The organism is Planococcus glaciei (genome assembly GCF_900099655.1).
Classification (GTDB): Bacteria; Bacillota; Bacilli; order Bacillales_A; family Planococcaceae; genus Planococcus; species Planococcus glaciei.
Genome location: NZ_FNDC01000001.1, coordinates 392,956 through 416,846, shown reverse-complemented (window position 1 = coordinate 416,846; position 23,891 = coordinate 392,956). Strand labels below are relative to the sequence as shown.

Genomic DNA, 23,891 nt, shown 5'->3' with positions numbered 1-23,891 from the left:
CTCTTTTCTCTATAGTTAAAACAGAAACCTGAAAAGATGCTGGAGAGGAGGAGAGAGATGGAAATTGCTTATCCATTTACGATTTACAAAAATACGGAAGAAGACCTGCATGCGACTGGCAGCCAGCCGTTGATCCACGTAAATACACTGGCCCAAATCTGCTTCCGTGCCTTTTCCCAGGCACCGGCTCTTCCGAAGCCTGAAATCGTCATTCTCGATAATAAAGCAGTAGAAGGAGTTGGCCAGTCCGGCCGGTTCGAAATAAACTTTGATCACAATTACTTAAAAAAAGTAGGGGAAATCGGCTCGGAGCTGGCAGCGGAAAACGGCTGCCGATTAGGCCTGTTGCATGGAAAGAATATCGAAGAAGAAGTGATTAAAAGCTACGAAAAGGCGGTTCTGCTGCATGGGGACCTGACAATCATCCTGGAAAGCAGACAAGTGGATTCAAAAGAAACGGCTATTCAATGGATTACAGACTAAGGAGATGATTTGGATGAACAAGCTATGGCAATACGCATTGTGTGTGCTGGCGGGTGTGCTGGTCATTGTCGTGTATAAAGCATTTTTCTAAAGAGAGGGAGATTAGGATGAACCTGACGATCAACGATTTAAACAAGCATTTCGGACCTTACCACGCGGTAAAGAACTTGTCTTTATCGGTCAACCAAGGCGAAGCCGTGGGGCTGCTGGGAAGAAACGGAGCAGGAAAAACCACGACGATCCGGATGATTCTCGGGTTATTGCAGCAGGAAAGCGGCAGCATCCAATGGGGAGGCCGGCCGTTCTCGCGCAAAGAAGTGAAACTCGGCTATCTGCCTGAAGAAAGAGGGCTGTATCCGAAGATGAACATGCTCGACCAATTGGTGTATTTCGGCCAATTGGAAGGCATGAGCAAGCGCGCTGCCAAACAGGAAGCCCTGAAATGGATTGAGCGCTTGGGGATCAGCGAGTACCTCAAAAAAGACACCGGGGATTTATCAAAAGGAAACCAGCAAAAAATTCAATTGATCGCGGCGCTGATGCACGACCCGGACCTGGTCATTTTGGATGAGCCGTTCAGCGGTTTGGATCCGGTCAATGCACAGATGCTCGAAGGCGTAATCGAAGACCTGATCCGGCTGAAGAAAACGCTGATCTTTTCAAGCCACCGGATGGAAAGCGTGGAATCGTTCTGCGACCGCGTGTATTTGATGAAGCATGGCGAAGTGGTGCTGTCGGGCGCGATTTCGGACATCAAAACCCGGTACGGCTTCAAGTATGTGAACATCGAATCCGCACAGCCTTTGGAGGAACATTTAACAGGGCTGCAAACGGATTTCGTGAAAAAAGGAAAAGAATATCAATTGCAGGTCAGTTCCATGGAACAGGGGCTTCATCTCATCGAGAAACTGAAAAGTTTGGTGGCGATCCGGAAAATCGGCATCGCGGACCCGTCACTCAATCAAATATTCATTGAAAAGGCAGGGGATTGATGATGAGAAACTTCTATTTGGTCTTCAAGCAATCGTTTCGGGAAAGAGTGACATCGAAGTCGTACCTGACGACAACGCTCGCCTTGATCCTGATTTCCATCTTCGCCATTTCGCTTCCGAGCCTGCTCGAGAATTTTGCAGACGCGAAAGAGGAAGTGGCGGTCATCTCCAACGCGCCGGAGATTCAGTTGGCGGAACTGGAAGGGCAGCTGACAGACTGGGAATGGAAAGAAGGAGCGAACAGCCAAGTGAGTTCGTTGAAGGAAGATGCCCAGGAAGGCAAAATTGCCGGCTTATACATCATCGATAAAGGCGAAAGCAATTATTCCGTCACGTACTTCTCAAAAAACAATGACGTCGTGTTGAATTCGTCGCTGTCGCAGTATCTTCAAGCGAAAAATACGCAGCGGATTGCTGACAGCAACGGCATATCGGCGGCCGATCAGCAAGCCCTGTTTGTTCCAGTCGCCATGGAAAAAGGGAAATTCACTTCAGAAAACGAAGTTTCGGTCTTTGTGATTTACTTGATGCTGATGTTCATCCTGATGGCGGTTATGATGTACGGCACCACCATTGCCACCGGCGTCGCCTCGGAAAAAGCGTCGCGCGTCATGGAAGTGATGGTGACCAAAGTGAACCCGCTGGCGATGATCTTCGGGAAAATCTTCGGCATTGCGCTGGCGAGCCTTGTGCAGTTTGCGGCTTTCTTCGGATCGGTCGCGCTGTATTTGAAATCGGGAATCGTGGAACCTGCCCAGAGCCTCGGGAACTTTGAATTGAATCTGTCGGCTCTGACCGCCGAGCACTGCGTGTACTTCTTCATCTTCTTCTTGCTGGGATATCTCTTATATGCTTCCCTGTATGCGGTATTCGGTTCGATGGTGAGCCGTCCTGAAGAACTCAACGGCACCACAATGCCGATTTCCATCCTGTTGATGGTCAGCGCTTTTTCCGGCATCCTGTTTGTCATCGATGACCCGACTTCCGCGCTGTCGAAGTTCATGGCGATCTTTCCGTTTACGTCGCCATTCAATATGATTATCCTGATCATGAAAGATGCGGCTTCGTTTGCGGAAATCAGCCTGTCCATCGGGCTGCTGGTCCTGACCACATTTGCATTCGGCTATTTTGCAGCCAAAGTCTACCCGAAAGGCATCCTGCACTTCGGGGAGAACTTGAAACTGCGCCAGCTGATTATGAGGAAATCATAAGAATAGACACAAGAAAAGGAAGAGGCACGCCGCACGCTGGCGGTGTCTCTTCCTTTTCGTTTCTAATGGTTGCCGATCGACCGGATCCATTCAATCCGGACAGCCTGGCTCCATTGCTTGAAATCATGGGTGAACTTCGCTTCTTTGTCGTTCAGGACTTGCGCTTTGCACGACACGGTTTCATCGGCATGGTGCAGCGTCACTTCGTATTTCCCGGGTGCCGGCAGGGAGTAGAATGGCAACAGGCCATTTTTCGGGCACCAGTTGACCGAATAGAATTTCCCGAGCAGTTTTCGAACGATGGAAATATTCCCTTGCGCCAAAGCCTGCCGGATACGGGTGGAGCTGATTTTCTCGCCGCCGAATTCCATCAGTTCAACGACCGACACACCAAAATGCCCGGCGCCTTGCGCAGCCAGCGTTTCGGTATTGCCGCTTCCGCGGGCGCCGTAGTGGAAATCGCTGCCGCAGACGACCTGGACGGCGTTCAGCCCGATTAGAAACTGCTCGACAAAACCGGCAGGGGGAATGCCGGCGATGTCCCGGTCAAAATGGACCAGAAACAAAGTGTCGATGCCGAGCGCTTCAAGCGCGGCCTGCTTTTCTTCAAGCGGCATCAAATACGGGAACGATTCCGCCCCTTTGCCGAGCACCGTTTTCGGATGCGGGAAAAAGCTCATGACCGCGGATGCGATGCCGGCTTTGTCCGCTAAGCGCTTGGCTTCTTGTATAACCGACAGGTGGCCTTTATGCAAACCGTCAAAAAACCCTATAGCCACCGCCTGCTCCGGAAACCCCTTGTGCCACTGCGCCGTATTTTGACTTGTTAAATGGATCGTCTGCATAAAAACCCTCCTGTTAGGTGCTAGTTTCGGACCGCGATTCCCTGTGCCACGTCATAGATCAGGTCTTCTTGGCCGCCGACCGCTTTCATGCGGCCGAGTTCCAATAGGATGTCGCGTTCATCAACGCCGAAGCGTTTTGCCGCGACTTGCGTATGCAAGAGGAAACTGGAATATACGCCGGAATAGCCCATGACAAGGCTTGACCCGGTGATTTCCTGCGGTCTTGGCATATAAGGCGTCACCACATCGTTGGCAGCGTCCATGATCTTATAGAGGTCGATGCCGGTCTCGTAGCCGAGGCGCTCGAGGACCGCCACCATCACTTCCGTCTGTGTGTTGCCGCTGCCCGCACCGAGTGCGCGCAGGCTGCCGTCGATAAACGTGGCGCCCGCTTCGACCGCTGCGACCGTGTTCGCCATCGCCATCGATAAATTATTGTGGCCGTGAAAGCCAATGTCGCAGCCGATCGACTGCTTTAGCGCGGAAATGCGTTCGGTGACGTCCTGCGGCAGCATATAGCCGGCCGAATCCGTAACGTAGACGACTTCCGCGCCGTAGCTTTCAAACAGCTTCGCCTGCTCGACGATTTTCGCAGTCGGCGCCATATGGCTCATCATCAAAAATCCGACCGTTTTCAAGCCCAGTTCACGGCCGAGTGCGATATGCTGCGCGGCGACGTCCGCTTCCGTGACGTGGGTCGCGACGCGCACCATTTTCGCGCCCGCTTTCACGGCGTTTTGTAAATTGCCTTTGACGCCGATGCCCGGAATCAACAGGACGGATACTTCCGCCTGCTTGCATTCATCCGCAGCGATTTCGATCAGTTCGAGTTCATCATGCGCAGACAAGCCGTACTGCAATGACGAACCGCCAAGCCCGTCGCCGTGCGACACTTCGAAATAGCGGACTCCCGCCGCATCAAGCGCCCGCGCTGTGTCCCGCACCTGTTCGGGCGTAAAGGCATGCGACATCGCATGGCTGCCGTCACGCAAAGTGACATCTAGTATCTCAAATGATTTCTTTTCCATCAGTCCATCTCCTCACGCGTTTGCCGTCAGTAATTCTTTCGCCATTTCGTTGGCGACCCGTGCCGCCGCAGCGGTCATGATATCCAGGTTGCCGGAATAGGCAGGGAAGAAGTCGCCCGCGCCTTCGACTTCCAAAAACACCGAGACGCGCTGGCCATCAAACTGCGGCGTGCCCCGTAAGCGGTAGCCCGGAACGTATTCCTGCACTTCGGCCACCATCCGGTTGATGGAGTCCACGATTTCCGCTTCGTCATAGTGTGGTGTTTTGATCAACGCATTGACCGTGTCGCGCATAATGACGGGCGGCTCTGCCGGATTCAGGATGATGATCGCTTTGCCTTTCTCGGCGCCGCCAACCTTTTCAATGGCGCGCGCCGTCGTATGGGTGAACTCGTCGATATTGGCGCGCGTTCCGGGGCCGGCGCTTTTGCTGGATACCGTCGCTACGATTTCCGCGTATTCGACCGGCGCGACGCGGCTGATGGCGTGGACGATCGGAATCGTCGCCTGGCCGCCGCACGTCACCATATTGACGTTCGGCGAATCGAAATTCGCTTTCAAGTTAACAGGGGGTACGGTAAACGGGCCGATCGCCGCCGGCGTCAAGTCAATGACTCGTTTGCCGGCCGCGGTCAACAGATCGCTATGCGCTTTATGGGCATAGGCGCTGGTTGCGTCAAAGACGATATCGACCGCGTCCAATTGCTCCATCAAACCGTCGATGCCGTTGGAGATGACGGTATAGCCTGCAGCTTTCGCGCGCTTCAACCCTTCCGAATCGGCATCGATGCCGACCATGACGCTCATGTCGAGCGAGTCGCAGCGTTCGATTTTGTACATCAAATCCGTTCCGATATTGCCTGAACCGATGATTCCCACTTTTAATTTGCTCATTTTGTCACCTCTGCCGGCTGAAATGAAATACTGACTTCGCCCAAAACGCCGAAGTCGGCTTTGAAACGGTCGCCTGCTGCAAACGGCAAGGCTTTCGACAAGGCGCCGGACAAGACGAACATGCCGGGCTCGATCTGGATGTCGTAGCGGCCCACTTCGTTGGCGAGCCAGACGACGGCGTTCAGCGGATTGCCGAGGACGGCGCTGCTCGATGCCGCATCGACCGCTTCATCGTTTTTGTAAACCGTCATCTCAATTGCTGCGATATCCACATCCGCTAATTTCGTTTTCTTCGAACCGAGCAAGGCGCCAGCGGAAGAGCCGTTGTCTGCGACGGTGTCTTCAAACTTGATGCGCCAGTCCGCGATGCGGCTGTCGATGATTTCGACCGATGGCACGACGTAATCCGTCGCCCGGACCACGTCCTCAATCGTCACGTCCGGGCCTTTCAAGGCTTCCTTGAAGACGAACGCAATTTCAAATTCGACTTTCGGTTGGATAAAGCGCTCCGCGTCGATGGCGCGCGCTTCCTTGTAAACCATCGAATCGAGGACAAAGCCGTAATCCGGCGTATGGACGTTCAGCATGTCCTGCATCGCTTTGCTCGTCAAGCCGATTTTCAGGCCTTCGACTTTTGCACCTTCACGGAGTTTCTGCTCGATCTGCAAAAGCTGGATCCGGTAGGCATCGTCCGGCGTGATGCCGGCTGCCGTTTCGGTCAGCGGGGCGATGGGCTGTTTCGTATTTTCTGCATCCCGCAATTGCTGGGCAATTTTTTGGAGTTCCATGGTTTCACCTGCCTATATTTTATTGGTTTCGAGTGCTTTCACTTCGTGGTATTGCCCGGAATAAAAGAGGAGAGGGTTCTTTTCTTCAAACTCAATCGCGGTGACTCTCCCGATGAATAAGGTGTGGTCGCCTTCGACATGAGTGGAAGCAACCTCACATGTAATTCTGGCAACGGCTCCGTCAAGCACCGGCAGGCCATCCAGAGTGGCAAATTCCACTTCTCCCTGCGGCCGTCCAGCAAAATGCCTGGAAAGGGGTTCCTGGTCCTCAGCCAAAATATTAACGGCGAAGCGCTGCGATTGCGTGACCTTTTCCAAGAAACGTGCCTTGTGCCCGATTGAAATGACAACCAGTTTCGGGTCTAATGAAACCGACATGAAGCCATTCGCCGTCATCCCGTGAATGTCCCCTTCATGAGCTGTCGTAAGTACCGTGACGCCGGTTGCGAATTTCCCCATTGCTTTTCTGAATAACAAATCGTCCATTTTACATTCTCCTCTGCATTATGATATGTTGAGCTGAGTATCGTTTTTGTAACCGCTTACTTATTTTTCGTGCGGTCGTTCGTGACAGCTGCCAATGGATGTTTGATTCGATGAAAAACTTACACCTTGAGAATATCAGCACCAATCGGCGAAAAATACAACGCCAGCATAGCAATTTTCACCGAATTTCAGCACAAAACAGCTAAATGGTTTTGCAGTATAGTAATTTATTTGAAAATTTCGAGTTGTTTATTTTCTTGATGTGTACTTTAATGATAAAGACGAAGGCCGGAAGACGCTAAAGGGGAGCGCTTCGATTCCGTGGCCATTAATTGGTATTTCACAAAGATTGTTTATTGGTATCCAGCAGCCGTTGCCGGGCAAGGCCCACATCCTATTCAGACAAAGGGGAAATGAGAATGGAAGCCAAACCGCTGAACTTGAAAGATTTATTCGACGCAAAAAAAGACACGGTGGTCAATGAACTATACGACCGGGTCATCACGATTCCGATCGAAGCGCGGACCGCCTTGAAAAATGAATTGGTCAAAGTTATCGGCAAAGACCGCACGAAAGGGGTTTTTACCCGCTACGGCTGGCATTGCGGCGTGAACGACGGCGAAAAAGCCAAGCAGTTCGAATGGGATAGCGTCTGGGACGCGGTCTACGCCGGACCGAAATTCCACCAGCTGCACGGCTACCTCGACAAAGTGGAAATCCTGGAAATCGGGACGGATAAAGACCAGCTCGAATTCATCGAAGTGCTGTGGATCAACACCTTTGAAGCGGACCAGTACCTGCTCGCGAATGACAAGAGCGCAGAACCCGTCTGCCATACTTTATGCGGCTATGCGAGCGGCTACCTGTCGACCGTTCTCGGGCAGCCGGTCCTCGTAAAGGAAATCGAATGCCGCGGCATGGGGCACGCGGAATGCAAATGCATCTGCATGCCGCTCGACAAATGGGGCGAGGAAATTGCCGGGGAGCAGCGCTATTACCAGGGTACAAGCATCATCCAGGAACTTGATGAAGTAACCGACAAGCTGAAAACCGAGCGCGACCATCTCGCCAAAGCGAACGACATCCACCAGCGGCTGATCGAAGAGCTGCTGTCGAAACAGGGCATCCAGAAAATTGTCGACATTTTGTATGAAACGACCGGCTTGACGGCGTTCATCGAAAACGACCACCACCAGGTGCTGGTGAAGGCGGGCCACTTGGAAGAGCCGCTCGATTTGCGCAAGTTCAACGCCAAGCAGACAACGTTCAGCCCTTATTCCGACGGCTTTTCGCTGCTGCGCGCGCCGATTTTCTATGAGCAGGACGTCAAAGGCTACTGCTCGTTCGTCTACCCGGCCGGGGAAGAGCCGAACGAACTCGATTACATGATCATCGAAAAAGCGGGCTTGACGTCGGCGATCCTGTTGTTGAACGAAAACATCCGGATCAGCACCGAACAGAACATCAAGCGCAGTTTCCTGAACGACATGCTCGAGAACCGGCTGACAGAAGAGGAGATGTACAAAGTCTCCTATTACCTGAACTTCAATTCCGCTTCTTCGTACTGGATGCTGACGATCGGCCGCGACTGCAAAAACGCCGAAAACGAAATCGCCTTTAATGAAGAACTCATCCGCTACATCAACCTGTTCCTGAACGAACGCAACGTCAATGCAATCGTGTCGCAGAAGCTCGACAAGATCATCGTCCTGATTGAATACCCGTCGTTCGAGAACTTGAACATCACGCAGGACAAGTTCATCAATCATCTGTTCACATACTGCCTGAAGCGCTTTTCGGGCTATAAATTCTGCGTCGGCGTTTCGACGGTGATCCAGAACTTTATGGAGCTCAACGTGCTGTACAACGAAACCTTGGCCGCTTTGCGCGCCACGAACGAAGAAACGAACGTCTCTTATTTCAAGAAGCTCGGCCTTGAAAGTGTACTGTTCCAAGTGCAAGACGATGTGCTGATCGACCGTTTTGTTGAACAGCACATCGGCAAATTGCTCGCCATCGACAAGGAATTTGATTTGATCCGGACGCTTTATGCCTATATCTGCAATGGCAATAGCATCAACGCGACGTCGAAAAAGACCTCGATGTCGATCAGCGGGCTGCGCTACCGCCTTGCCAAAATCAGCGAAATCCTGAACCAGGACCTGGCCGACACCGAAGCGCTGTTCTCCATCTACCTGGCGATCAACATCCTGAAATCAAAAGGGACGATAACAATCTAAAATTTAAAAAGCCTTGTTGCATCTACAGCAGCAAGGCTTTTTTGTGCGTTTAAGGAGAGAACAAAAGGTAAAGTTGAGTTGCTTTTCAGCCGGCAAGCGGAAAAAACAGATTTAAAATAAATGCTTTCGACTATATTCAAAAAATATTTATAAACATGGAAAAAGTTCGAAAGCTTCTAACGACCTGGTTTTCCCTCTTATCAAATTAGCCTTAAATCTATTGTAAAAAATCATTTAAACAAAAACGTTTTAAACACCACGGATTTTCCAAAGATTCCGTCTCTATTTTCTGATTTTTCTGCCGGTTATGATGTGATTAATTCATACCGCTGCTATAAGGGGTTTGAAAGCGCTTACCAAGAGGAGGAATTTTCATGACGCTCAATCAACAAACAGCAGTCCGAAAAACGGCAGCCAACCGGGACGAACTCATTGAGAAGGCGAGACAGATCGGGTTGATTGCTGAGAAACACGCTTCAGAAGCCGAACAGAATGCCAAACTTTCCGATGTGGTGATTGAAAAGATCAGAGAAGCGGAATTCCATAAATTGCTGCGGCCGAAAGTCTACGGCGGCCAGGACCTGGATTACTTCACATTCGGTGAAATGATCCGGACGATTGCGTACCACAGCGTACCGGCAGCCTGGTTAAGTTATTTCTTCGTCATCCACGAAACCTGGCCGGCGTTTTTGCCGAAAGAAAGCCGGGACGAATTATTCAATAGCGGCGAACTGATGGCGGACGTGTTCGCTCCTGTCGGAAAAGTGACCGACGATGGCGAAGGGTACCGCCTGTCCGGCCAGTGGAACTTCTGCAGCGGTGTGCTTTGGAGCGACTGGATCGCACTGGGTGCGGTGGCGAAGCTGAAAGACGGCGATGCACCGGAGTACAGCATGTACATCGTCCACAAGAGCGATGTGGAAATCGTCGACAACTGGGACACTTTGGGGCTCCGGGGAACAGGAAGCAACGGCGTCCTTGTCGACAATGTCTACATTCCGCCGAACCGGGTGTTTAAAATGGCCCGCGTCATGGCCGGCCAAGGGCTCGGAAAAGACAATTATGAACCGGAATACCAGATCGCCAACGTACCGTATATGCAGTTTTTCCTGATGGGCTTCCAGTTTATCCAGATCGGCGGCGTCGAGCGGCTCTTGGATATTTTCCAGAACAAGACCGAAAACCGCATCCGCATTTTTAACCACGGCCAGAACGAAAAAGAAGCGGCGAGCAGCCAGCGTGTCCTGGCGGAAATGAAAATTCAGCTGAGCTCGCTGAAAGGCTTATCGAACGAGTACCTGGAACGGCTCACGCATTATCAGGAAAACAGCATGACCACTTTGGACGAGGAAGAACGCGAAAAACTGTTTGCCATCCGCGGCTACGTCTCGAAAAACGCGGCGGAAATGGCGCTGCGCGTCTTGTTGACACTCGGCGGCAACTCGATTTTCAAAACCGATCCGACCGAAATGTTCGTCCGCGACATCATGACTGTGGCGGTCCACCCGACGCATCTGTACGAAGATTCACTGGCAGCATACGGAAAATCCATTTTCGGCTTTAAAGGAAACCCAACGTGGTAAAAAAATCTGAGGAGGCAACTACAATGACAAAAGAACCGATTTTAGATGTAGCACAACTGGCGCACGTGGAGATTTACAGCACGGACCTTGAAGGATCCATTAAGTTTTTCAGAGAAATTTTAGGGATGGAAGAATCCCACCGCGAAGGCAATTCCGTTTACATGCGCGCTTATGAGGACTTCTACCACAGTACGTTGATCATCACTGCCAATGACGAAGCGGGACTCGGGCATATTGCTTGGCGTGCCACTTCTCCGCAGGCGCTGGAACGCCGTGTGCAGGCGATCGAAGCGACAGGCTATGGCCTTGGCTGGATCGACGGCGATATTGGGCACGGGCGTGCGTACCAGTTCACATTGCCGGATGGCCATAAGATGGAAATTCTGTGGGATGTGGAATATTACCAGGCGCCGGAAGATCAGAAAACACCGTTGTTGAACCGTCCTCAAAAGCGTCCGGCAAGAGGCGTGCCGGTCCGCCGCATTGATCATGTCAACTTATCAGCGAGCGAAACGAACAAAAACGTGGAGTTCCTGGAAGAAGCGCTTGGCTTTAAAGTGCGCGAGCGCATCATGGACGGGGACGATAAAGACGTCGCGGCTTGGCTGAGTGTCACGAACTTGGTGCACGACATCGCCGTCATGGGCGATGCCCTCGGTGAAAAAGGGCGTCTGCACCACATCTGCTACTGGTACGGCTACCCGCAGCACTTAGCAGATGTTGCCGATCTATTAATCGAAGCTGGATTTAAGATTGAATCCGGTCCAGGAAAACATGGTGTCACGCAAGCAAACTTCCTCTATGTAATCGAACCGGGCGGCAACCGAGTTGAGTTATTCGGGGATTCAGGCTACCAGATTTTTGACCCGGCTTGGAAAACGGTCGAGTGGAAAGGTGTGGACCTTGAGCATTCGGTTATCTGGCACGGTTCGAGTCTGCCTGCAGAATTCTTCGAATACGCGACACCGGTCAGAACAAAGGCACCAGTGGAAAATGCATAATAAATAAAATGAATTTCCCGGCATCGACTAATAAGGGGCTGGAGGAAACTGGCAATAGTTTCTTCTGGCCTATTTACTAGAATGAAAGGAGAATGATGATGACAACAACAGCGATTGCGTCAAAATTCATGGAAGTGAACGGCATCAACACGCATTACCACGAGGAAGGGACGGGTGAGGAGACGATTATCCTGATCCACGGCTCCGGTCCGGGGGTTTCCGCGTTTGCCAACTGGCGCTTGATTATTCCGACACTCAGCGAGAAGTATCATGTGTTCGCCCCGGACATCATCGGCTTCGGTGAAACGGATAAGCTCGAAAGCAATGACTATCCCGTGGATTTATGGGTCGAGCACCTCATCGGCTTTATCGAAGCGGTATCGGACGGGCCGGTCTATCTGGTGGGCAATTCGATGGGCGGCGCCCTGTCACTGCATGTCGCTTTACAAAGGCCGGAATTAGTGAAAAAACTCATACTGATGGGCAGTGCAGGTATTCAATTCCCTATTTCAGAAGGCTTAGAACGGGTATGGGGCTACGAAGCAAGCCTGGAGTCTATGCGTGAACTGATCAAGCTGTTCTCGTACAACCAGGAAGCGGCGAATAACGAGGAACTTGTCCGTCTGCGCTACGAGGCGAGCATCCGCCCGGACGTCAAGCAGTCGTTCGAAGCGATGTTCCCGGAACCGCGCCAAAACAAACTCGATGAACTGGCGCTGACGGACGACGAACTCCGACAGATCCAGATTCCGGCGCTGCTGTTCCACGGCCTGAACGACCAGGTCATTCCGATTGAGCGTACAAGCTACCGCTTGATCGAACTCCTGCCGCACGCCGAGCTGCACGTCTTCAACGAATGCGGCCACTGGACGCAGATCGAAAAAACCGAACCGTTCGTCGAGCATATTTTGACGTTCATCAAGTGATCGTAGCACAAGAAAGGGAAGACGCCGGTTCTAGGCGTCTTCCCTTTCTGTTTGGAAAAGAAGGAATCGGGAATTTTAAGGGGAATCAATAAAAGAAGTCATAGTTTTTATAATGGCCGAATTGGCGAAGGAGGGTTCACATGGTTTTGGAAGCTGCAGTGCTTTATGTAAAACCGGGCATGGAGAAAGAGTACGAAGGGGCTTTTCGGCAAGCATCTGCAATTATTTCTTCGATGAACGGCTACTTGTCCCACGAATTGCAGCGGTGCATGGAAGTGAAAGGGAAGTATTTGCTGCTAGTGGAATGGGAAAGGTTAGAGGACCATACCGTAGGGTTCAGGCAATCTCCTGAATACCAGGAATGGAAGCGATTATTGCACCACTTTTATGAACCGTTTCCGGTTGTGGAGCATTTTGAGAAAATCGATCTTACATAAAATTTCATTATTGCTTGAAGAGAAGATGCCGTTATAAGCATCTTCTTTTTTCATAGAGGGCGGTTTGGCTTAGAAGTTTGAACGGGTGTATGCCTGTTCTTCTTCTTCAGTCATCAGCCGGGTCGCTTTGCCGACCGTTCCGCCGTGCCAGGTCCAGATGGAGTTATGAACTTCCACGGCATTCGAAAAGTCGCCGCGCTGCCAATCTTCAAGTGTATTCTGGTAAAAGGTTTTTTTCTCAAAATTACTCGCTTCGACAATCGCCAGCAGCTCTGCAATATTCGCCTGCGTGATCAGCCGCACCTGTCCCCATTTATCAGCCGCGTACACTTTGCTGTGGCTCATCTCGTGAAGATGGTCCTGCAGCTTCTTTTCGTCCATCTCAGCTGAAAAGGGGGTGTCGACAATCTCCAAAGTCTGTTCGGTGGGCTGTACTTCCGGAGCCTGCACGCTAGAAGAAACTGCAGGCGGTTCTTCGCCTTTAGCCGCTTCGCGCTGAATAAACCAATACCCGCCGACCGCAAGCAAGGCAATAACGCCAAAGCTGATAATAGTTGTTGCCAAAATCTGTTTCACATTAAAACTCCTTTGGATTCCATTTTCGAGCTAGTGCTTCGTTACTATTATCAGCTACCAGATCTTGGATGGCAATATTGTTTTTCGGGCTTTTTCAGTTGGAAACTCACGATCAATTCAAGTATGATAAACCCATGAGGGAGCAATCCCTGTTTGTGAAAGGAAGTGGTATCAGATGATAATGAAATCTCAATTATCAGCGTCACGTAAAACTCATGCAAAGCCGGGTATTCCGAATGGCGATCCTTTGTGTGGGGCAAGCAACAACTAAATCGCCCATCAATGTGTCATTCCCTGTACACGGCTTCCTTATAGACATCCAATTCAACCCATAAGGAGTGGCTCTAATGATACATGTAAAAGAAACAACCGATAAAACAGGAAACACTGGCGCGCGTCCGGAAGCGTTTATCCGGAACGACCAGTTTAACTTTATTAAAGACCAGACACGGATTCTCGTGACCGGACAGGCAACCGGCAACGACGCCGAAGTGCTGAGCGTCCTTCGCCACCTGGCGCACGAGAAAGTGTTCAAGCTGTTCCCGTCGCTGACGGCCGAACAGAAAGCGGTGCTGAACCCGCTCGCAAGCATCAAGGAAAAGGCTGACGCCGAAGCTTTCCTGGCGCAGCTTGAGCCGTACATCATCCCGTTCAAAGCGGTCACCGATGCGGCCTTGAAGAAACTGTTCCCGAAAGCGAAAAAGCTGAAAGGGCCGAAGTTCGAGAACATCGATTTCAAGAAACTGTCGTACCTCGCCTGGACTGAGAGTTCGAGCCTGATGTACCTTGTCTACGAAAAAGACGGACGCCTGGAAGGCATCCACGGTTCACTCACCCGCAGCCATAAAAAAGGCATCTGCGCGATCTGCAACCGACACAGCGAAGTCGGCATGTTCACCGCCAAGACGAAAAGCTCCGGCCAGGACAACTACATCAAGCGCGGCAACTACATCTGCCAGGACCCCGATGTCTGCAACAGCAACTTGAATTCTTTGGAACGGCTTGGGGAATTTACAGGGATGATCCAGAAATAAATGAAGAAAAGGGCTTTCCAGGAGACTGGAGAGCCCTTATTTTATGAAAAAATACACTTCAAACACAACAGTTATTCACAATTATCGCTTACTTACATTAATTTTCCATTTGCTATATAGTAAAACTACTTAAAAAAAGGAGATGGAAAAATGAAAACATTAATAAGCAATATTGATGTAACTTCAGTAAATGGACAGTATCGTTTTTACCAGTACAACGACGGAAATCCCTTGCCGCAGATTGAACTTTTTAAGATTGAAAACAACAAAGAAGTAATGATGAAAAACGTCTTAGGAGAAGTAAAAAAGTTAAATGAAGAATTTTTGTTTAAAATCGATTTTCATCCCAAGAATAGAAAGCATCCTTTAAATACAAGAGAATTTAGTGATAAATTTATAAAAAGTTATCAGGAAATATAAATCTTAGCTTACGGACAGTGAGAGAATACTTAGCGGGAGCAGGTCCTTTTAAGTATTCTCTTAAATTTTATTTCAATTGGCTATGTTAAAGAAGAGGAATGGAAGGTCATGGACTTCAACTGACAGAGCAGGCTAGTCGAAGAAGGACATTTATATTATTTCTAGAATAGAAAAGAAAAATAACAGTGGCCAAGGAAGCGGTGAGAGGAGCATGAAGAAAACCCATGTACAGTTAGATCCCGAAACCCGAAAACGCATCGTCGGCCGATTGCGAAACGAGGGGTGTGTCTTCGCTGAAGAAGAAACACGTCTGCTCGTCTCTGAAGCTGGAAGCCTGGAGGAATTAATGAATTGGATAGAAAGGCGGGCAAACGGTTTGCCGCTTGAATACGTGCTCGGCTTCACTCATTTTTGTGGCTTGCGGATCGAAGTCGAAACCGGTGTTTTTATCCCGCGGCCGCGCACGGAGTTTCTGGTGCAAAAAGCAATAGGCTTAACCAAGGCAGATGATATTGTTGTGGATTTATGCTGCGGCTCAGGTGCAATCGGCGCTGCGGTAGCGGCAGGCGTTAAAGCCATTTCGCTGCATGCCGTTGATATCGATCCAGTAGCCGTGCGGTGTGCTTCCCGCAATTTAACGGAAAGTGGCGGCCGTGTTTGCCAAGGCGACTTATATGATGTGCTGCCCCATTCATTGAAAGGCCGAGTGAACCTCATAGTGGCCAACCCACCTTACGTCCCTACGGAGTCGATTCAATTCCTTCCGAGGGAAGCGCGTTTGTATGAACCGGAACACGCGCTTGACGGTGGTGCGGATGGACTGGCTCTTCAACGCAGGATTGCGGAAAAAGCGGCCGACTGGCTTGTTTCCGGCGGGCATCTATTGATGGAGGCCAGTGAGGCGCAGGGAGCAAAAACCCTGGACATATTCGTTGAAGCCGGACTCCATGCCAAAGTCGTCAGGGACGAAAATCTGGATGCAACCGCTGTGATCGGGGAAAAGCCCCGCTGAGAATACTTCCAAACTACATGAGCCCGGAGATGTCTTCTCTGGCTCATTTTTTTGCCTTTAAAACGCCTGGCCTTCAAGCGCTTTAATGATGCAGACAGTTTCCGCCATTTCTGGCGTACACAAAACCTCCCGCCAGTATGAAGGCGGGAGGCTGGAAATCTCAAGTTTTAAGAGGCGTGTCCTTAAGCCAATGATTTGCTGTACACATAGTTGTGCTTTGTATAGACAAAGCCTTCCAGAATCATCCGGGCGGTGCGGACCACTTTGATGTTGCCGATATGTCCCGCAATCATGTCCACTTTTGTCTCGATGATGCCGGACGGATGGCCCAAGCGCAGGACGGTTTTTTCGACTTCGATAATGTCGTTCAAAACCGTGTCTTTTAAAAACGCGCCGGCTGTGGTGCAGATGGCGCCGGTGATGGCCAAGGCCTGGTGCGGCTTTTGCATCGACATCATCCGGATCCGGCAATCCATTCCGTCGGCTTGCCGTTCCACGCCGTTGACATCAAAATACGTTTCGGGAGGGGCAATGATCGTCATTTTCGGTACAGCGGGCGATTTTACGGTCGCTTCTTCTTTTGTTGAAAACAGGCACATTTCAGCGGCAGCTGAACGGATTTCTTCCAATTCCGCCAGCTTTTCCACCGTGAATTCATGCGGCAGTTCCGACCCGGTCAACCCGACATCTTCCGCTTTCACAAAAACGAGGGGATTGGCGACATCAATGATGGACACGTCAATCGGGCCGTTTCCTGTGTCGATCCGGTCAATCGGATTATCGGTCGGGAACAGCTTGCCGGTGACGGCGCCTTGCGCATCGGTAAACGACAAATAGATAGGCGAACCGGTCCCGGGAACCCCGGGGATTTCGCATTGCCCTTCCGTTTTCACCCGTCCATCCTCCACTTCGACTTCCGCAATGATCACTTTTTGCGTGTTGGTATTAAAGATCCGGACCCGGGTCACCGGCGCAACTGCTGCAACGAGACCCTGTTCAATGGCATACGGACCCACGGCAGAAGAGATGTTCCCGCAATTCCCCTTGAAATCCACCAGCTGATTTTCGATGCTGACCTGTGCAAACGTATATTCCACGTCGATTCCGTTCACTTCCGACTTTTTAATGATGGCGGCTTTGCTGGTCAGGGAATTGCCTCCGCCCAGGCCATCGATTTGCCGCTGGTCGGGGCTTCCCATGATGTCGAGCAGGAAGCTGTCCCAAAGCACACGGTCCTCCGGCATTTCCTTGTAATTGATGAATACTCCTTTGCTGGTTCCGCCGCGCATGACGGCAATCGGTACTTTCATCGGATGAACCACCTTTCTGAAAATTCTATTGCTTCTAAAATTAGAGTATGGTAATTTGAGTCATAAGTGAAATAGATATTTTGTTCAGTGTCTTATCGAAAAAACTTATAACATAAATGGAGTGAAGGAAATGGACGAAAAAGACTGGGAAGCCATGCAAGTACTATATGAAGAAAAAAACATCAGCCGGGCATCGGAACGCTTGTACATTTCGCAGCCGGCTTTGACGTACCGCCTAAAAAACCTCGAGAAAGAAGTCGGGACCAAGCTTTTCTTCAAAACGAAAAAAGGGATTGAACTGACGTCAGAAGGAATTTACCTGGCCAAGTATGCGGAAGAAATGACCACAAAGCTCCAGAACACAAAAGACTATCTTCAAAACATGCAGCAGGAAATACGGGGGACGATCCGCCTCGGCGTTTCGAGCAATTTTGCGCAATATAAACTGCCGCCGTTATTGAAGGAGTTTCTGACGGCCCATCCAAATGTCCAGTTCAGCGTCAACACGGGGTGGAGTGCGGATATTATGGGGCTGCTCAATTCCTCAGGCGTTCACCTGGGCATTCTTCGCGGCGACTACAACTGGACGGGGGCGAAGACCTTGCTGCAGACGGAGCAATTGTTTTTGATCTCCAAAAAAGAAGTCGATCTGGAGAAAGTGCCGGAACTGCCGTTCATCAATTACAAGACGGACAGTTCGTTGAAAGACATCATCAGCAGTTGGTGGCATAACCGCTATATCGAACCGCCGATGATCACCATGGAAACAGACCGGCAGGAAACCTGCAAAGAGATGGTGAAAAACGATCTGGGCATCGCCATTTTGCCGGAGATTTGCTTGCGCCCTTCAGACGAGCTTTACAAATATCCGTTGTTTTACAAAAACGGTGAACCGGTGACGCGGGATACGTGGCTCATGTACAACCAGGAATTCCTGAAATTGTCGACGGTGCAAAAGTTCATCGACTTTCTCAATGACCACCCCTCCTTTTAAAAATGTACGGAATAAATGAACAGGAAATCAGATTATAAGTTTTTTTGTTCATTTCTAATAAGATTTATCTATTTTACTTATTGGATTAGATGAAATATTCTTATAACTAATTCAAATTATTAAGTAACCGGGAATCTTATTAGATTTCTAGGAATTGTAAGCGAATACATTCAAAGGGGGTAATTGTTATTCTTACATTTTTAGGGGTGTCGATGGTTGTTGTCTTTACGTATCTGATCATGGCGAAAAAGATGTCGCCGGTAGCGGCGTTGGTAGTGGTTCCGATTGTTTTTGCACTGATCGGCGGATTCTGGTCAGGGCTCGGGGATATGATGATGGAAGGCTTGAAGCAGGTTGCGCCTTCCGCAGCGCTCTTGCTGTTCGCAATTTTGTTCTTCGGCATTTTGATCGATGCCGGCTTGTTTGATCCTTTGATCAATAAAGTCATGAAAATCGTCAAAGGGGACCCGGTGAAAATTGCACTGGGCACAGCCGTCATTGCGATGATTGCAGCGCTCGACGGCGACGGGACGACGACGCACATGATCACCGTTTCAGCGATGCTGGCGCTTTATCTGCGCTTAGGCATGAATCCGCTGGTGCTTGCGACGATCTCCATTTTATCCGTCAGTATCGTCAGCGGCATGACGCCGTGGGGCGGTCCGGCAACGCGGGCCATCGCCTCGCTTGGCTTGGATGCCAATGAATTCTTCATCCCGATTGTGCCGACGATGCTGGCAGGGATGCTCAGCGTATTGGGTGTCGCGTATCTGATGGGCAAGAAAGAACGGGCCCGGCTTGGCATCATCTCCGTAGAGAAGATTCCGTCAGGCTCGGAAAGTATGCTGCAAGTCGCCGCTACGCATGCGGTGGAAAATGATTTGAAACGGCCGAAGCTGATCTGGGTCAACTTGATCTTGGCTGTGACCGTCATGACGGTTTTGGTGGTCGGCTTACTGCCGGCGCCAATCAGCTTCATCATCGGTTTTGTCCTGGCAGCAGCGATCAACTATCCTAATCTGGCTCTTCAAAAAGAACGGATTTTGGCGCATTCCGGCAACGCCATTACCGTGGTCGTACTGGTTTTTGCAGCCGGGATTTTCTCGGGAATCTTTTCCGGGACGCAGATGGTCGATGCCATCTCCAATTCGTTGATTTCGATTATACCTACTTCCGTCGGTTCGTTCTACCCGCTGGTGGTGGCCATCACCAGCATGCCGTTCACGTTTGCGCTGTCGAACGACGCCTATTATTTCGGCGTCCTGCCGATCCTCGCAGAAGCGGGAGCCGCTTACGGCGTCAGTCCGCTGGACATAGCGCGGGCGTCTGTTCTCGGCCAGCCGATCCACTTCCTGAGCCCGCTTGTCGCTTCCACGCTTTTGGTTGCAGGCATGGTGCAAAAGGACATCGGCGAACTGCAGAAGTTTGCATTCAAATGGGCCTTTATCTGCTGTATCGCCATCATCGCGGTGGCGTTTATCACAGGAGCGATTTAAACCAAAAAGGGATTCCGCCGATAATGGCGGAATCCCTTTTATTTATTCGCTGTCGCTGTCCACAATGATTTCGGTAATCAGCTTGGCCAGTTTCATGACCGTATGGAGGCGCGTGTCGTTCAAAAACTGCGAGCTCGGGAGCGGATCTAGGTAATTGACGATGCCCTGGAAGTGGTAGTCGCCCACTTCCGGCAGCATTTTTTCCAGCGCTTTTCCCGGAACTAGTGGCCCTTCGTTGAACAGCACATTCCCGACCTGCTCTTTTGTACCGAGGCTCGCGTCAATGCTGATGACGAGCGGATTGCGGTTTTGCCGGTAGATGTCTTTTAAGGTGGCTTTCAAATTAAAGGCATGGACCGGTTCTTCCAGAGTGCCATAAACAGTATGGGAGATGCCGTTCTCCTGCATCATGCTGCCGATCAGCGGGCCGAGCGAATCGCCGATGTAGCGGTCCGAGCCGATGCACAGGAAAACGACTTCGCGCTCTTGCTGTTTCGCCTCCGCAAAGATGGACTTCAGCTTCGCAATGAGCAAGCCCATTTCCTCGTTTCCGGTCGCTTCGTTGAAATGCAGAGGCGCCTTCACCGGCACTTGCAGATGTGAGTTTTTATATTTCCGAAAAGTATGCATGAATCCATACCACCTTCGACTGTATTTGCCGTTGAACTATGCCTTCATTATAGCGTTACCGCCGCCCGGTTTGGTAGAAAACCGCCTTTATTTTCAACCGTTGGAGGAATTAAAAATGATGATAAATAAATGTTGTTTAAAATTAAAATAAAGATAAAATTCTTTTATGATTCTCTATAGATTTTTTCAATTTTATTTTCTGACAATTACATCCTATCATGAAAGCAGGAAGAATTTTAAGGAGGAATCACGATGACAGGGAAAACATACGATGTAGTGGTGGTAGGGGCAGGCAATGCGGCGCTTTGTGCGGCGATTTCCGCACACGAATCCGGAGCGAAGGTGCTGGTGCTGGAAAAAGGGCCGAAAGAAAAAAGAGGCGGCAACTCGTTCTTCACGGACGGCGCGATCCGCTTCGCCTATAACGGGCTGGAGTCCATCAAGGAAATCGTCGACATTTCGGAAGAAGAAGCCCAAAAGATCGAGATGCCGAACTACAGCGAGGAAGACTATTACAACGACCTCATGCGGGTGACCGGCAACCGGAGCGAACCGGGCCTTGCGCGCCAATTGGTGTCGAAATCGTTTGAAACAATCGCCTGGATGAAAGACAACGACATCACGTTTGAACTGATCTATGATAATCAGTCGTTCGAAAAAGACGGCAAGCGGCATTTCTGGGGCGGGCTGCCGGTCAAGACGGCGGATAAAGGCGTCGGCCTGATTAAGCAATTGAATGAACGCGCCGCGAAGCTCGGCATCGAGGTCTGGTACGAAGCGGCGGCAACCGGCCTGCAAAAAGAAGCGGGCCGCATCACCGGCATCACGGTTAACCGCCAAGGCGAAGAGCTGACGGTAGACACGCAAGCTGTGGTACTCGCGTGCGGCGGCTTTGAAGCGAACAAGAAAATGCGGATGGAGCATTTGGGTGAAGAATGGGAAGCGGCCATTGTGCGGGGAACGGAATTCAATACGGGCGACGGGCTGTCGATGGCAGTGTCAGCGGGCGCCGCGACGTTCGGCCAGTGGTCCGGCTGCCACTCGATCGGTACGGACTACAACGCACCGAAAGTCGGCGACTTCACGAAACCGGGCGACATCTTCAAAAAGCATTCTTATCCTTTAGGCATCATGCTGAACAAGGACGGCAAGCGCTTTGTCGACGAAGGCGCAGACTTGAGAAACTACACCTATGCCAAATACGGCCGCGAAATCCTGAAGCAGCCGGACCAGATGGCGGTCCAAATCTACGACGCACAGGTCCGGCCGATGCTCCGGAAAGAATACAATCTGGAAGAGACGACGGAATACAAAGCAGACACGCTGGAAGAACTGATCGCGCAATTGCCGGTCGACCAAAAGCAGTTTTTGGAGACGATCCAGGAATACAACGCAGCTGTCCAGGAAGGCGAGTACAGCCCGAACGAGAAAGACGGCAAAGGCACACGGGGCATCACGCCGCCGAAATCGAACTGGGCACTGAAGATCGAACAAGGCCCGTTCTATGCGTATCCGGTGACGTGCGGCGTCACGTTCTCGTTCGGCGGACTGCACGTGAATCCGGAAGGCGAAGTATTGGATGAAGGCGGACAGGCAATCGACGGGCTGTTTGCGGCAGGCGAAATGATCGGCGGCATTTTCTACGATAACTACCCAGGCGGATCCGGCTTGATGTCCGGTGCCGTCTTCGGGAAAATTGCCGGCAAGGCAGCGGCAACGCGTTCCAAGCAAGCAAAAGTAAATGCATAAGAAAAGGCAAACTGATAAACCCTGGCTGATCCACAGCCAGGGGTTTTGTCGTTCTTAGAAAGTTCTCTTAGGTTGATGCCTCGTCCGTTAAATCCGTTTCATCTGCGGCGGAAGAGCTGGTCAGAAAGTCGATGAAGTGCTGGACCGCCGGATACAGCGCGTCCGTTTCTTTGTAGATGAGCCAGGTGGGCCGGTCGAACGGCTGCCCGTTCTGGTCCCGCAAGGTCACTTTGTGGAGCTCCGGCATTTCCGTAATGGCAAGCTCCGGTACGATGGCATAGCCGAGGCCTCTGGAGACAAGCTTCGTGCACGTCTCGATATTATCGATCTCCATATTGATGGTGGGCGGCTGCGAGTAGTTGCTGTACCACCAGCTGTCCATCATCTGCTGGAGCTTCGGATCGGTATTGAACACGATGCGCGGCTCTTTCGGGAGGTTCGGCAAGTCGATGGGGTCCTTCGAAATGATGCACAGGTTCTCCCGGTTCAACAGCACTTTGTTGCTCTGCCAGTAGATGTCGCCGCGCACAATCCCGAGGACGATATTGTCCTGCTCCATTTCCTTCAGCACTTCGTAGCTCCAGCCGGTGAACACCTTGAACTGGACGTTGCTGTATTTCTCGGAAAACTCCTTCAAGACGTCGGGGAGGATGAAACGGGCGTAATTGCTCGATACGCCTAGGCGGATCATGCCGGCGAATTCGTCGCTCGTGTTAAGTAGGTAGTCTTTTGTCTGCTGGAGCTTCATCAGCATTTCCTTGGCGTACTGCACGACGTATTCCCCTTGCGGCGTGAACTTGATGCCTTTTTTGTGGCGCCAGATGAGGCGCACGCCGACTTCCTCCTCCAGCTGGTTCAGCCGATACGTGATCGCCGGCTGCGAAGTGAACAGCTTGTTCGCCGCTTTCGTGATGTTCTTTTCCTCGTAGATGGTCGTAATGATCAGCCAGTCTTTTTCATCCATAGCAAGCAACTCCTTAACCGAATTATACTACATCCGGAAAGCCCTTATTCCCACAATTCCAACTTCTATAACTGTATAATAAAGGATAGGAGAAAAAGGCGGCAAAAAGAAGGCGCCTTACCAAACAGGGGGAAAGACGATGAACAAAAAAGAACTGATCCAAGCCGTATCAAATAAAAGCAGCATCACGAAAGACCAGGCGGCGAAAGTGGTCAATGAAATTACGGGAAGCATCACACAGGCCTTGATAAAAGGCGAAGAAGTGAAAATCAACGACTTTGGCACGTTCCAGATCACCGACAAAAAAGAACGGAAAGGCCGCAACCCGCAGACCGGGGAAGAAATCACCATTCCGGCTTCCAAGGCCCCGCAGTTCAAAGCGGCGAAAGTGCTGAAAGACATCCTGAACGAAAAGAGCTTTATCGAGAAGTTTATCGAAACCGGCAAGCTCAACCAAGAAGAAGCCCAAGTCCTGACTTATGTCTTTGAAGAAAGCAGAAGAGCAAAGGAGTCCGGCGGTAATGCGAAGGACGCCACGATTGTGGAAGTGAAGAAGGCAGCCGAAGATCTGAATATGGATTTCAAGGAAACTGAAATGATCGCCAGCCGGTTGATCGGGAAAAAGATCTTGAATACGAAAGTGTTCACGAGTCAGATTGAGGAAGTGTTTTTGAGAGGGAATTACCGGAAGTACCTGTAAGTTAAATTGATATAGGCTAGTTGTTAAAGCTAAAGTCGAGCTGACTAGAGACGTATAGATGTAATAGTAGAGCGCATCAGGAGAGTCCTGAT

24 protein-coding genes are annotated in these 23,891 nt (G+C 50.7%); 15 read left to right on the top strand and 9 right to left on the bottom strand.

The window, feature by feature from the left end; genetic code table 11:
• Positions 1 to 57 precede the first annotated feature (57 nt).
• From BLQ32_RS02020 to BLQ32_RS02010, 3 genes are all read left to right on the top strand, one after another.
• Positions 58 to 483: a hypothetical protein gene (locus BLQ32_RS02020; protein WP_074508900.1), complete on the top strand. Its 426-nt coding sequence runs from the start codon at positions 58 to 60 to the stop codon at positions 481 to 483.
• Between the two features lie 107 nt (positions 484 to 590).
• Positions 591 to 1,475 carry an ABC transporter ATP-binding protein gene (locus tag BLQ32_RS02015; RefSeq protein ID WP_074508899.1) on the top strand — a complete coding sequence of 295 codons (885 nt, stop codon included), beginning with the start codon at positions 591 to 593 and terminating at the stop codon, positions 1,473 to 1,475.
• 2 nt (positions 1,476 to 1,477) lie between these two features.
• The gene (locus BLQ32_RS02010) at positions 1,478 to 2,686 is read left to right on the top strand and encodes an ABC transporter permease (RefSeq protein ID WP_074508898.1); all 1,209 of its coding nucleotides are present in this window, start codon (positions 1,478 to 1,480) and stop codon (positions 2,684 to 2,686) included.
• Positions 2,687 to 2,748: 62 nt separating this feature from the next.
• Here the strand turns inward: BLQ32_RS02010 and BLQ32_RS02005 are convergent, their stop codons facing one another.
• Genes BLQ32_RS02005 through BLQ32_RS01985 form a run of 5 tightly spaced genes read right to left on the bottom strand, consistent with a single transcriptional unit; the run spans position 2,749 to position 6,727 of the window.
• Entirely contained in the window at positions 2,749 to 3,531 is a 783-nt protein-coding gene (locus tag BLQ32_RS02005; RefSeq protein WP_074508897.1) for an FAD synthetase family protein, read from the bottom strand.
• Positions 3,532 to 3,551: 20 nt separating this feature from the next.
• Positions 3,552 to 4,559: a 4-hydroxy-2-oxovalerate aldolase gene (dmpG, locus tag BLQ32_RS02000; RefSeq protein WP_053166489.1), complete on the bottom strand. Its 1,008-nt coding sequence runs from the start codon at positions 4,557 to 4,559 to the stop codon at positions 3,552 to 3,554.
• A 12-nt stretch (positions 4,560 to 4,571) separates the two neighbouring features.
• A complete protein-coding gene (locus tag BLQ32_RS01995; protein ID WP_053166488.1) occupies positions 4,572 to 5,453 on the bottom strand; it encodes an acetaldehyde dehydrogenase (acetylating) in 882 nt (293 codons plus the stop codon).
• Positions 5,450 to 6,241, bottom strand: coding sequence for a 2-keto-4-pentenoate hydratase (locus BLQ32_RS01990; RefSeq protein WP_074508896.1), 792 nt, complete (start codon positions 6,239 to 6,241; stop codon positions 5,450 to 5,452). Before BLQ32_RS01990 ends, BLQ32_RS01995 begins: the two co-directional genes overlap by 4 nt.
• Positions 6,242 to 6,253: 12 nt before the next feature.
• The gene (locus tag BLQ32_RS01985; protein ID WP_074508895.1) at positions 6,254 to 6,727 is read right to left on the bottom strand and encodes a flavin reductase family protein; all 474 of its coding nucleotides are present in this window, start codon (positions 6,725 to 6,727) and stop codon (positions 6,254 to 6,256) included.
• A gap of 419 nt (positions 6,728 to 7,146) precedes the next feature.
• On the opposite strand from BLQ32_RS01985, the gene BLQ32_RS01980 reads away from it, so the two are divergent.
• The 5 genes from BLQ32_RS01980 to BLQ32_RS01960 all read left to right on the top strand — a co-directional run bounded on the left by BLQ32_RS01980 (position 7,147) and on the right by BLQ32_RS01960 (position 12,914).
• Positions 7,147 to 8,967 carry a XylR N-terminal domain-containing protein gene (locus BLQ32_RS01980; RefSeq protein WP_083335244.1) on the top strand — a complete coding sequence of 607 codons (1,821 nt, stop codon included), beginning with the start codon at positions 7,147 to 7,149 and terminating at the stop codon, positions 8,965 to 8,967.
• A 374-nt stretch (positions 8,968 to 9,341) separates the two neighbouring features.
• Positions 9,342 to 10,550, top strand: coding sequence for an acyl-CoA dehydrogenase family protein (locus tag BLQ32_RS01975; protein WP_074508893.1), 1,209 nt, complete (start codon positions 9,342 to 9,344; stop codon positions 10,548 to 10,550).
• A 23-nt stretch (positions 10,551 to 10,573) separates the two neighbouring features.
• Entirely contained in the window at positions 10,574 to 11,551 is a 978-nt protein-coding gene (locus tag BLQ32_RS01970) for a catechol 2,3-dioxygenase (RefSeq protein WP_074508892.1), read from the top strand.
• Positions 11,552 to 11,649: 98 nt separating this feature from the next.
• On the top strand, positions 11,650 to 12,477 hold the full coding sequence (locus tag BLQ32_RS01965; protein WP_074508891.1) for an alpha/beta fold hydrolase: 828 nt from the start codon (positions 11,650 to 11,652) through the stop codon (positions 12,475 to 12,477).
• A 140-nt stretch (positions 12,478 to 12,617) separates the two neighbouring features.
• Entirely contained in the window at positions 12,618 to 12,914 is a 297-nt protein-coding gene (locus BLQ32_RS01960) for an antibiotic biosynthesis monooxygenase family protein (protein ID WP_074508890.1), read from the top strand.
• A gap of 69 nt (positions 12,915 to 12,983) precedes the next feature.
• Here the strand turns inward: BLQ32_RS01960 and BLQ32_RS01955 are convergent, their stop codons facing one another.
• Positions 12,984 to 13,490 (bottom strand): DUF6241 domain-containing protein, encoded by a 507-nt coding sequence (locus BLQ32_RS01955; protein WP_074508889.1) that lies wholly within the window; start codon positions 13,488 to 13,490, stop codon positions 12,984 to 12,986.
• Positions 13,491 to 13,837: 347 nt separating this feature from the next.
• On the opposite strand from BLQ32_RS01955, the gene BLQ32_RS01950 reads away from it, so the two are divergent.
• The 3 genes from BLQ32_RS01950 (at position 13,838) to BLQ32_RS01940 (ending at position 15,956) form a co-directional block, all read left to right on the top strand.
• Positions 13,838 to 14,524, top strand: coding sequence for a FusB/FusC family EF-G-binding protein (locus BLQ32_RS01950; protein WP_074508888.1), 687 nt, complete (start codon positions 13,838 to 13,840; stop codon positions 14,522 to 14,524).
• Positions 14,525 to 14,674: 150 nt separating this feature from the next.
• Entirely contained in the window at positions 14,675 to 14,944 is a 270-nt protein-coding gene (locus BLQ32_RS01945; RefSeq protein ID WP_074508887.1) for a hypothetical protein, read from the top strand.
• 211 nt (positions 14,945 to 15,155) lie between these two features.
• Positions 15,156 to 15,956 (top strand): putative protein N(5)-glutamine methyltransferase, encoded by an 801-nt coding sequence (locus BLQ32_RS01940; protein WP_074508886.1) that lies wholly within the window; start codon positions 15,156 to 15,158, stop codon positions 15,954 to 15,956.
• A gap of 182 nt (positions 15,957 to 16,138) precedes the next feature.
• Here BLQ32_RS01940 and BLQ32_RS01935 read toward each other — a convergent pair whose 3' ends face one another.
• The gene (locus BLQ32_RS01935; protein ID WP_074508885.1) at positions 16,139 to 17,266 is read right to left on the bottom strand and encodes a 2-methylaconitate cis-trans isomerase PrpF family protein; all 1,128 of its coding nucleotides are present in this window, start codon (positions 17,264 to 17,266) and stop codon (positions 16,139 to 16,141) included.
• A 130-nt stretch (positions 17,267 to 17,396) separates the two neighbouring features.
• Here BLQ32_RS01935 and BLQ32_RS01930 point away from each other — a divergent pair, with 130 nt between their 5' ends.
• Together BLQ32_RS01930 and BLQ32_RS01925 are read left to right on the top strand one after the other, a co-directional pair.
• The gene (locus BLQ32_RS01930; protein WP_074508884.1) at positions 17,397 to 18,260 is read left to right on the top strand and encodes a LysR family transcriptional regulator; all 864 of its coding nucleotides are present in this window, start codon (positions 17,397 to 17,399) and stop codon (positions 18,258 to 18,260) included.
• Between the two features lie 188 nt (positions 18,261 to 18,448).
• On the top strand, positions 18,449 to 19,756 hold the full coding sequence (locus tag BLQ32_RS01925; RefSeq protein ID WP_074508883.1) for a CitMHS family transporter: 1,308 nt from the start codon (positions 18,449 to 18,451) through the stop codon (positions 19,754 to 19,756).
• Between the two features lie 42 nt (positions 19,757 to 19,798).
• Here the strand turns inward: BLQ32_RS01925 and yyaC are convergent, their stop codons facing one another.
• Positions 19,799 to 20,386, bottom strand: coding sequence for a spore protease YyaC (gene yyaC, locus BLQ32_RS01920; RefSeq protein ID WP_244890302.1), 588 nt, complete (start codon positions 20,384 to 20,386; stop codon positions 19,799 to 19,801).
• 252 nt (positions 20,387 to 20,638) lie between these two features.
• Here yyaC and tcuA point away from each other — a divergent pair, with 252 nt between their 5' ends.
• On the top strand, positions 20,639 to 22,135 hold the full coding sequence (gene tcuA / locus BLQ32_RS01915) for an FAD-dependent tricarballylate dehydrogenase TcuA (RefSeq protein WP_074508882.1): 1,497 nt from the start codon (positions 20,639 to 20,641) through the stop codon (positions 22,133 to 22,135).
• Between the two features lie 67 nt (positions 22,136 to 22,202).
• Here tcuA and BLQ32_RS01910 read toward each other — a convergent pair whose 3' ends face one another.
• Complete coding sequence (locus BLQ32_RS01910) at positions 22,203 to 23,099, bottom strand: LysR family transcriptional regulator (protein ID WP_074508881.1); 897 nt, start codon at positions 23,097 to 23,099, stop codon at positions 22,203 to 22,205.
• Between the two features lie 85 nt (positions 23,100 to 23,184).
• Between BLQ32_RS01910 and BLQ32_RS20140 the strand changes: the two genes are divergently transcribed.
• Positions 23,185 to 23,799, top strand: a complete 615-nt coding sequence (locus tag BLQ32_RS20140) for an HU family DNA-binding protein (RefSeq protein ID WP_425312138.1) — start codon at positions 23,185 to 23,187, stop codon at positions 23,797 to 23,799.
• Positions 23,800 to 23,891: the final 92 nt, after the last annotated feature.

Excerpts from the sequence above, each read along its gene's own strand:
- BLQ32_RS02020 (WP_074508900.1), top strand. The coding sequence starts at position 58 with ATGGAAATTGCTTATCCATTTACGATTTACAAAAATACGGAAGAAGAC.
- BLQ32_RS02015 (WP_074508899.1), top strand. The coding sequence starts at position 591 with ATGAACCTGACGATCAACGATTTAAACAAGCATTTCGGACCTTACCAC.
- BLQ32_RS02010 (WP_074508898.1), top strand. The coding sequence starts at position 1,478 with ATGAGAAACTTCTATTTGGTCTTCAAGCAATCGTTTCGGGAAAGAGTG.
- BLQ32_RS02005 (WP_074508897.1), bottom strand. The coding sequence starts at position 3,531 with ATGCAGACGATCCATTTAACAAGTCAAAATACGGCGCAGTGGCACAAG.
- dmpG (WP_053166489.1), bottom strand. The coding sequence starts at position 4,559 with ATGGAAAAGAAATCATTTGAGATACTAGATGTCACTTTGCGTGACGGC.
- BLQ32_RS01995 (WP_053166488.1), bottom strand. The coding sequence starts at position 5,453 with ATGAGCAAATTAAAAGTGGGAATCATCGGTTCAGGCAATATCGGAACG.
- BLQ32_RS01990 (WP_074508896.1), bottom strand. The coding sequence starts at position 6,241 with ATGGAACTCCAAAAAATTGCCCAGCAATTGCGGGATGCAGAAAATACG.
- BLQ32_RS01985 (WP_074508895.1), bottom strand. The coding sequence starts at position 6,727 with ATGGACGATTTGTTATTCAGAAAAGCAATGGGGAAATTCGCAACCGGC.
- BLQ32_RS01980 (WP_083335244.1), top strand. The coding sequence starts at position 7,147 with ATGGAAGCCAAACCGCTGAACTTGAAAGATTTATTCGACGCAAAAAAA.
- BLQ32_RS01975 (WP_074508893.1), top strand. The coding sequence starts at position 9,342 with ATGACGCTCAATCAACAAACAGCAGTCCGAAAAACGGCAGCCAACCGG.
- BLQ32_RS01970 (WP_074508892.1), top strand. The coding sequence starts at position 10,574 with ATGACAAAAGAACCGATTTTAGATGTAGCACAACTGGCGCACGTGGAG.
- BLQ32_RS01965 (WP_074508891.1), top strand. The coding sequence starts at position 11,650 with ATGACAACAACAGCGATTGCGTCAAAATTCATGGAAGTGAACGGCATC.
- BLQ32_RS01960 (WP_074508890.1), top strand. The coding sequence starts at position 12,618 with ATGGTTTTGGAAGCTGCAGTGCTTTATGTAAAACCGGGCATGGAGAAA.
- BLQ32_RS01950 (WP_074508888.1), top strand. The coding sequence starts at position 13,838 with ATGATACATGTAAAAGAAACAACCGATAAAACAGGAAACACTGGCGCG.
- BLQ32_RS01945 (WP_074508887.1), top strand. The coding sequence starts at position 14,675 with ATGAAAACATTAATAAGCAATATTGATGTAACTTCAGTAAATGGACAG.
- BLQ32_RS01940 (WP_074508886.1), top strand. The coding sequence starts at position 15,156 with ATGAAGAAAACCCATGTACAGTTAGATCCCGAAACCCGAAAACGCATC.
- BLQ32_RS01935 (WP_074508885.1), bottom strand. The coding sequence starts at position 17,266 with ATGAAAGTACCGATTGCCGTCATGCGCGGCGGAACCAGCAAAGGAGTA.
- BLQ32_RS01930 (WP_074508884.1), top strand. The coding sequence starts at position 17,397 with ATGGACGAAAAAGACTGGGAAGCCATGCAAGTACTATATGAAGAAAAA.
- yyaC (WP_244890302.1), bottom strand. The coding sequence starts at position 20,386 with ATGCATACTTTTCGGAAATATAAAAACTCACATCTGCAAGTGCCGGTG.
- tcuA (WP_074508882.1), top strand. The coding sequence starts at position 20,639 with ATGACAGGGAAAACATACGATGTAGTGGTGGTAGGGGCAGGCAATGCG.
- BLQ32_RS01910 (WP_074508881.1), bottom strand. The coding sequence starts at position 23,099 with ATGGATGAAAAAGACTGGCTGATCATTACGACCATCTACGAGGAAAAG.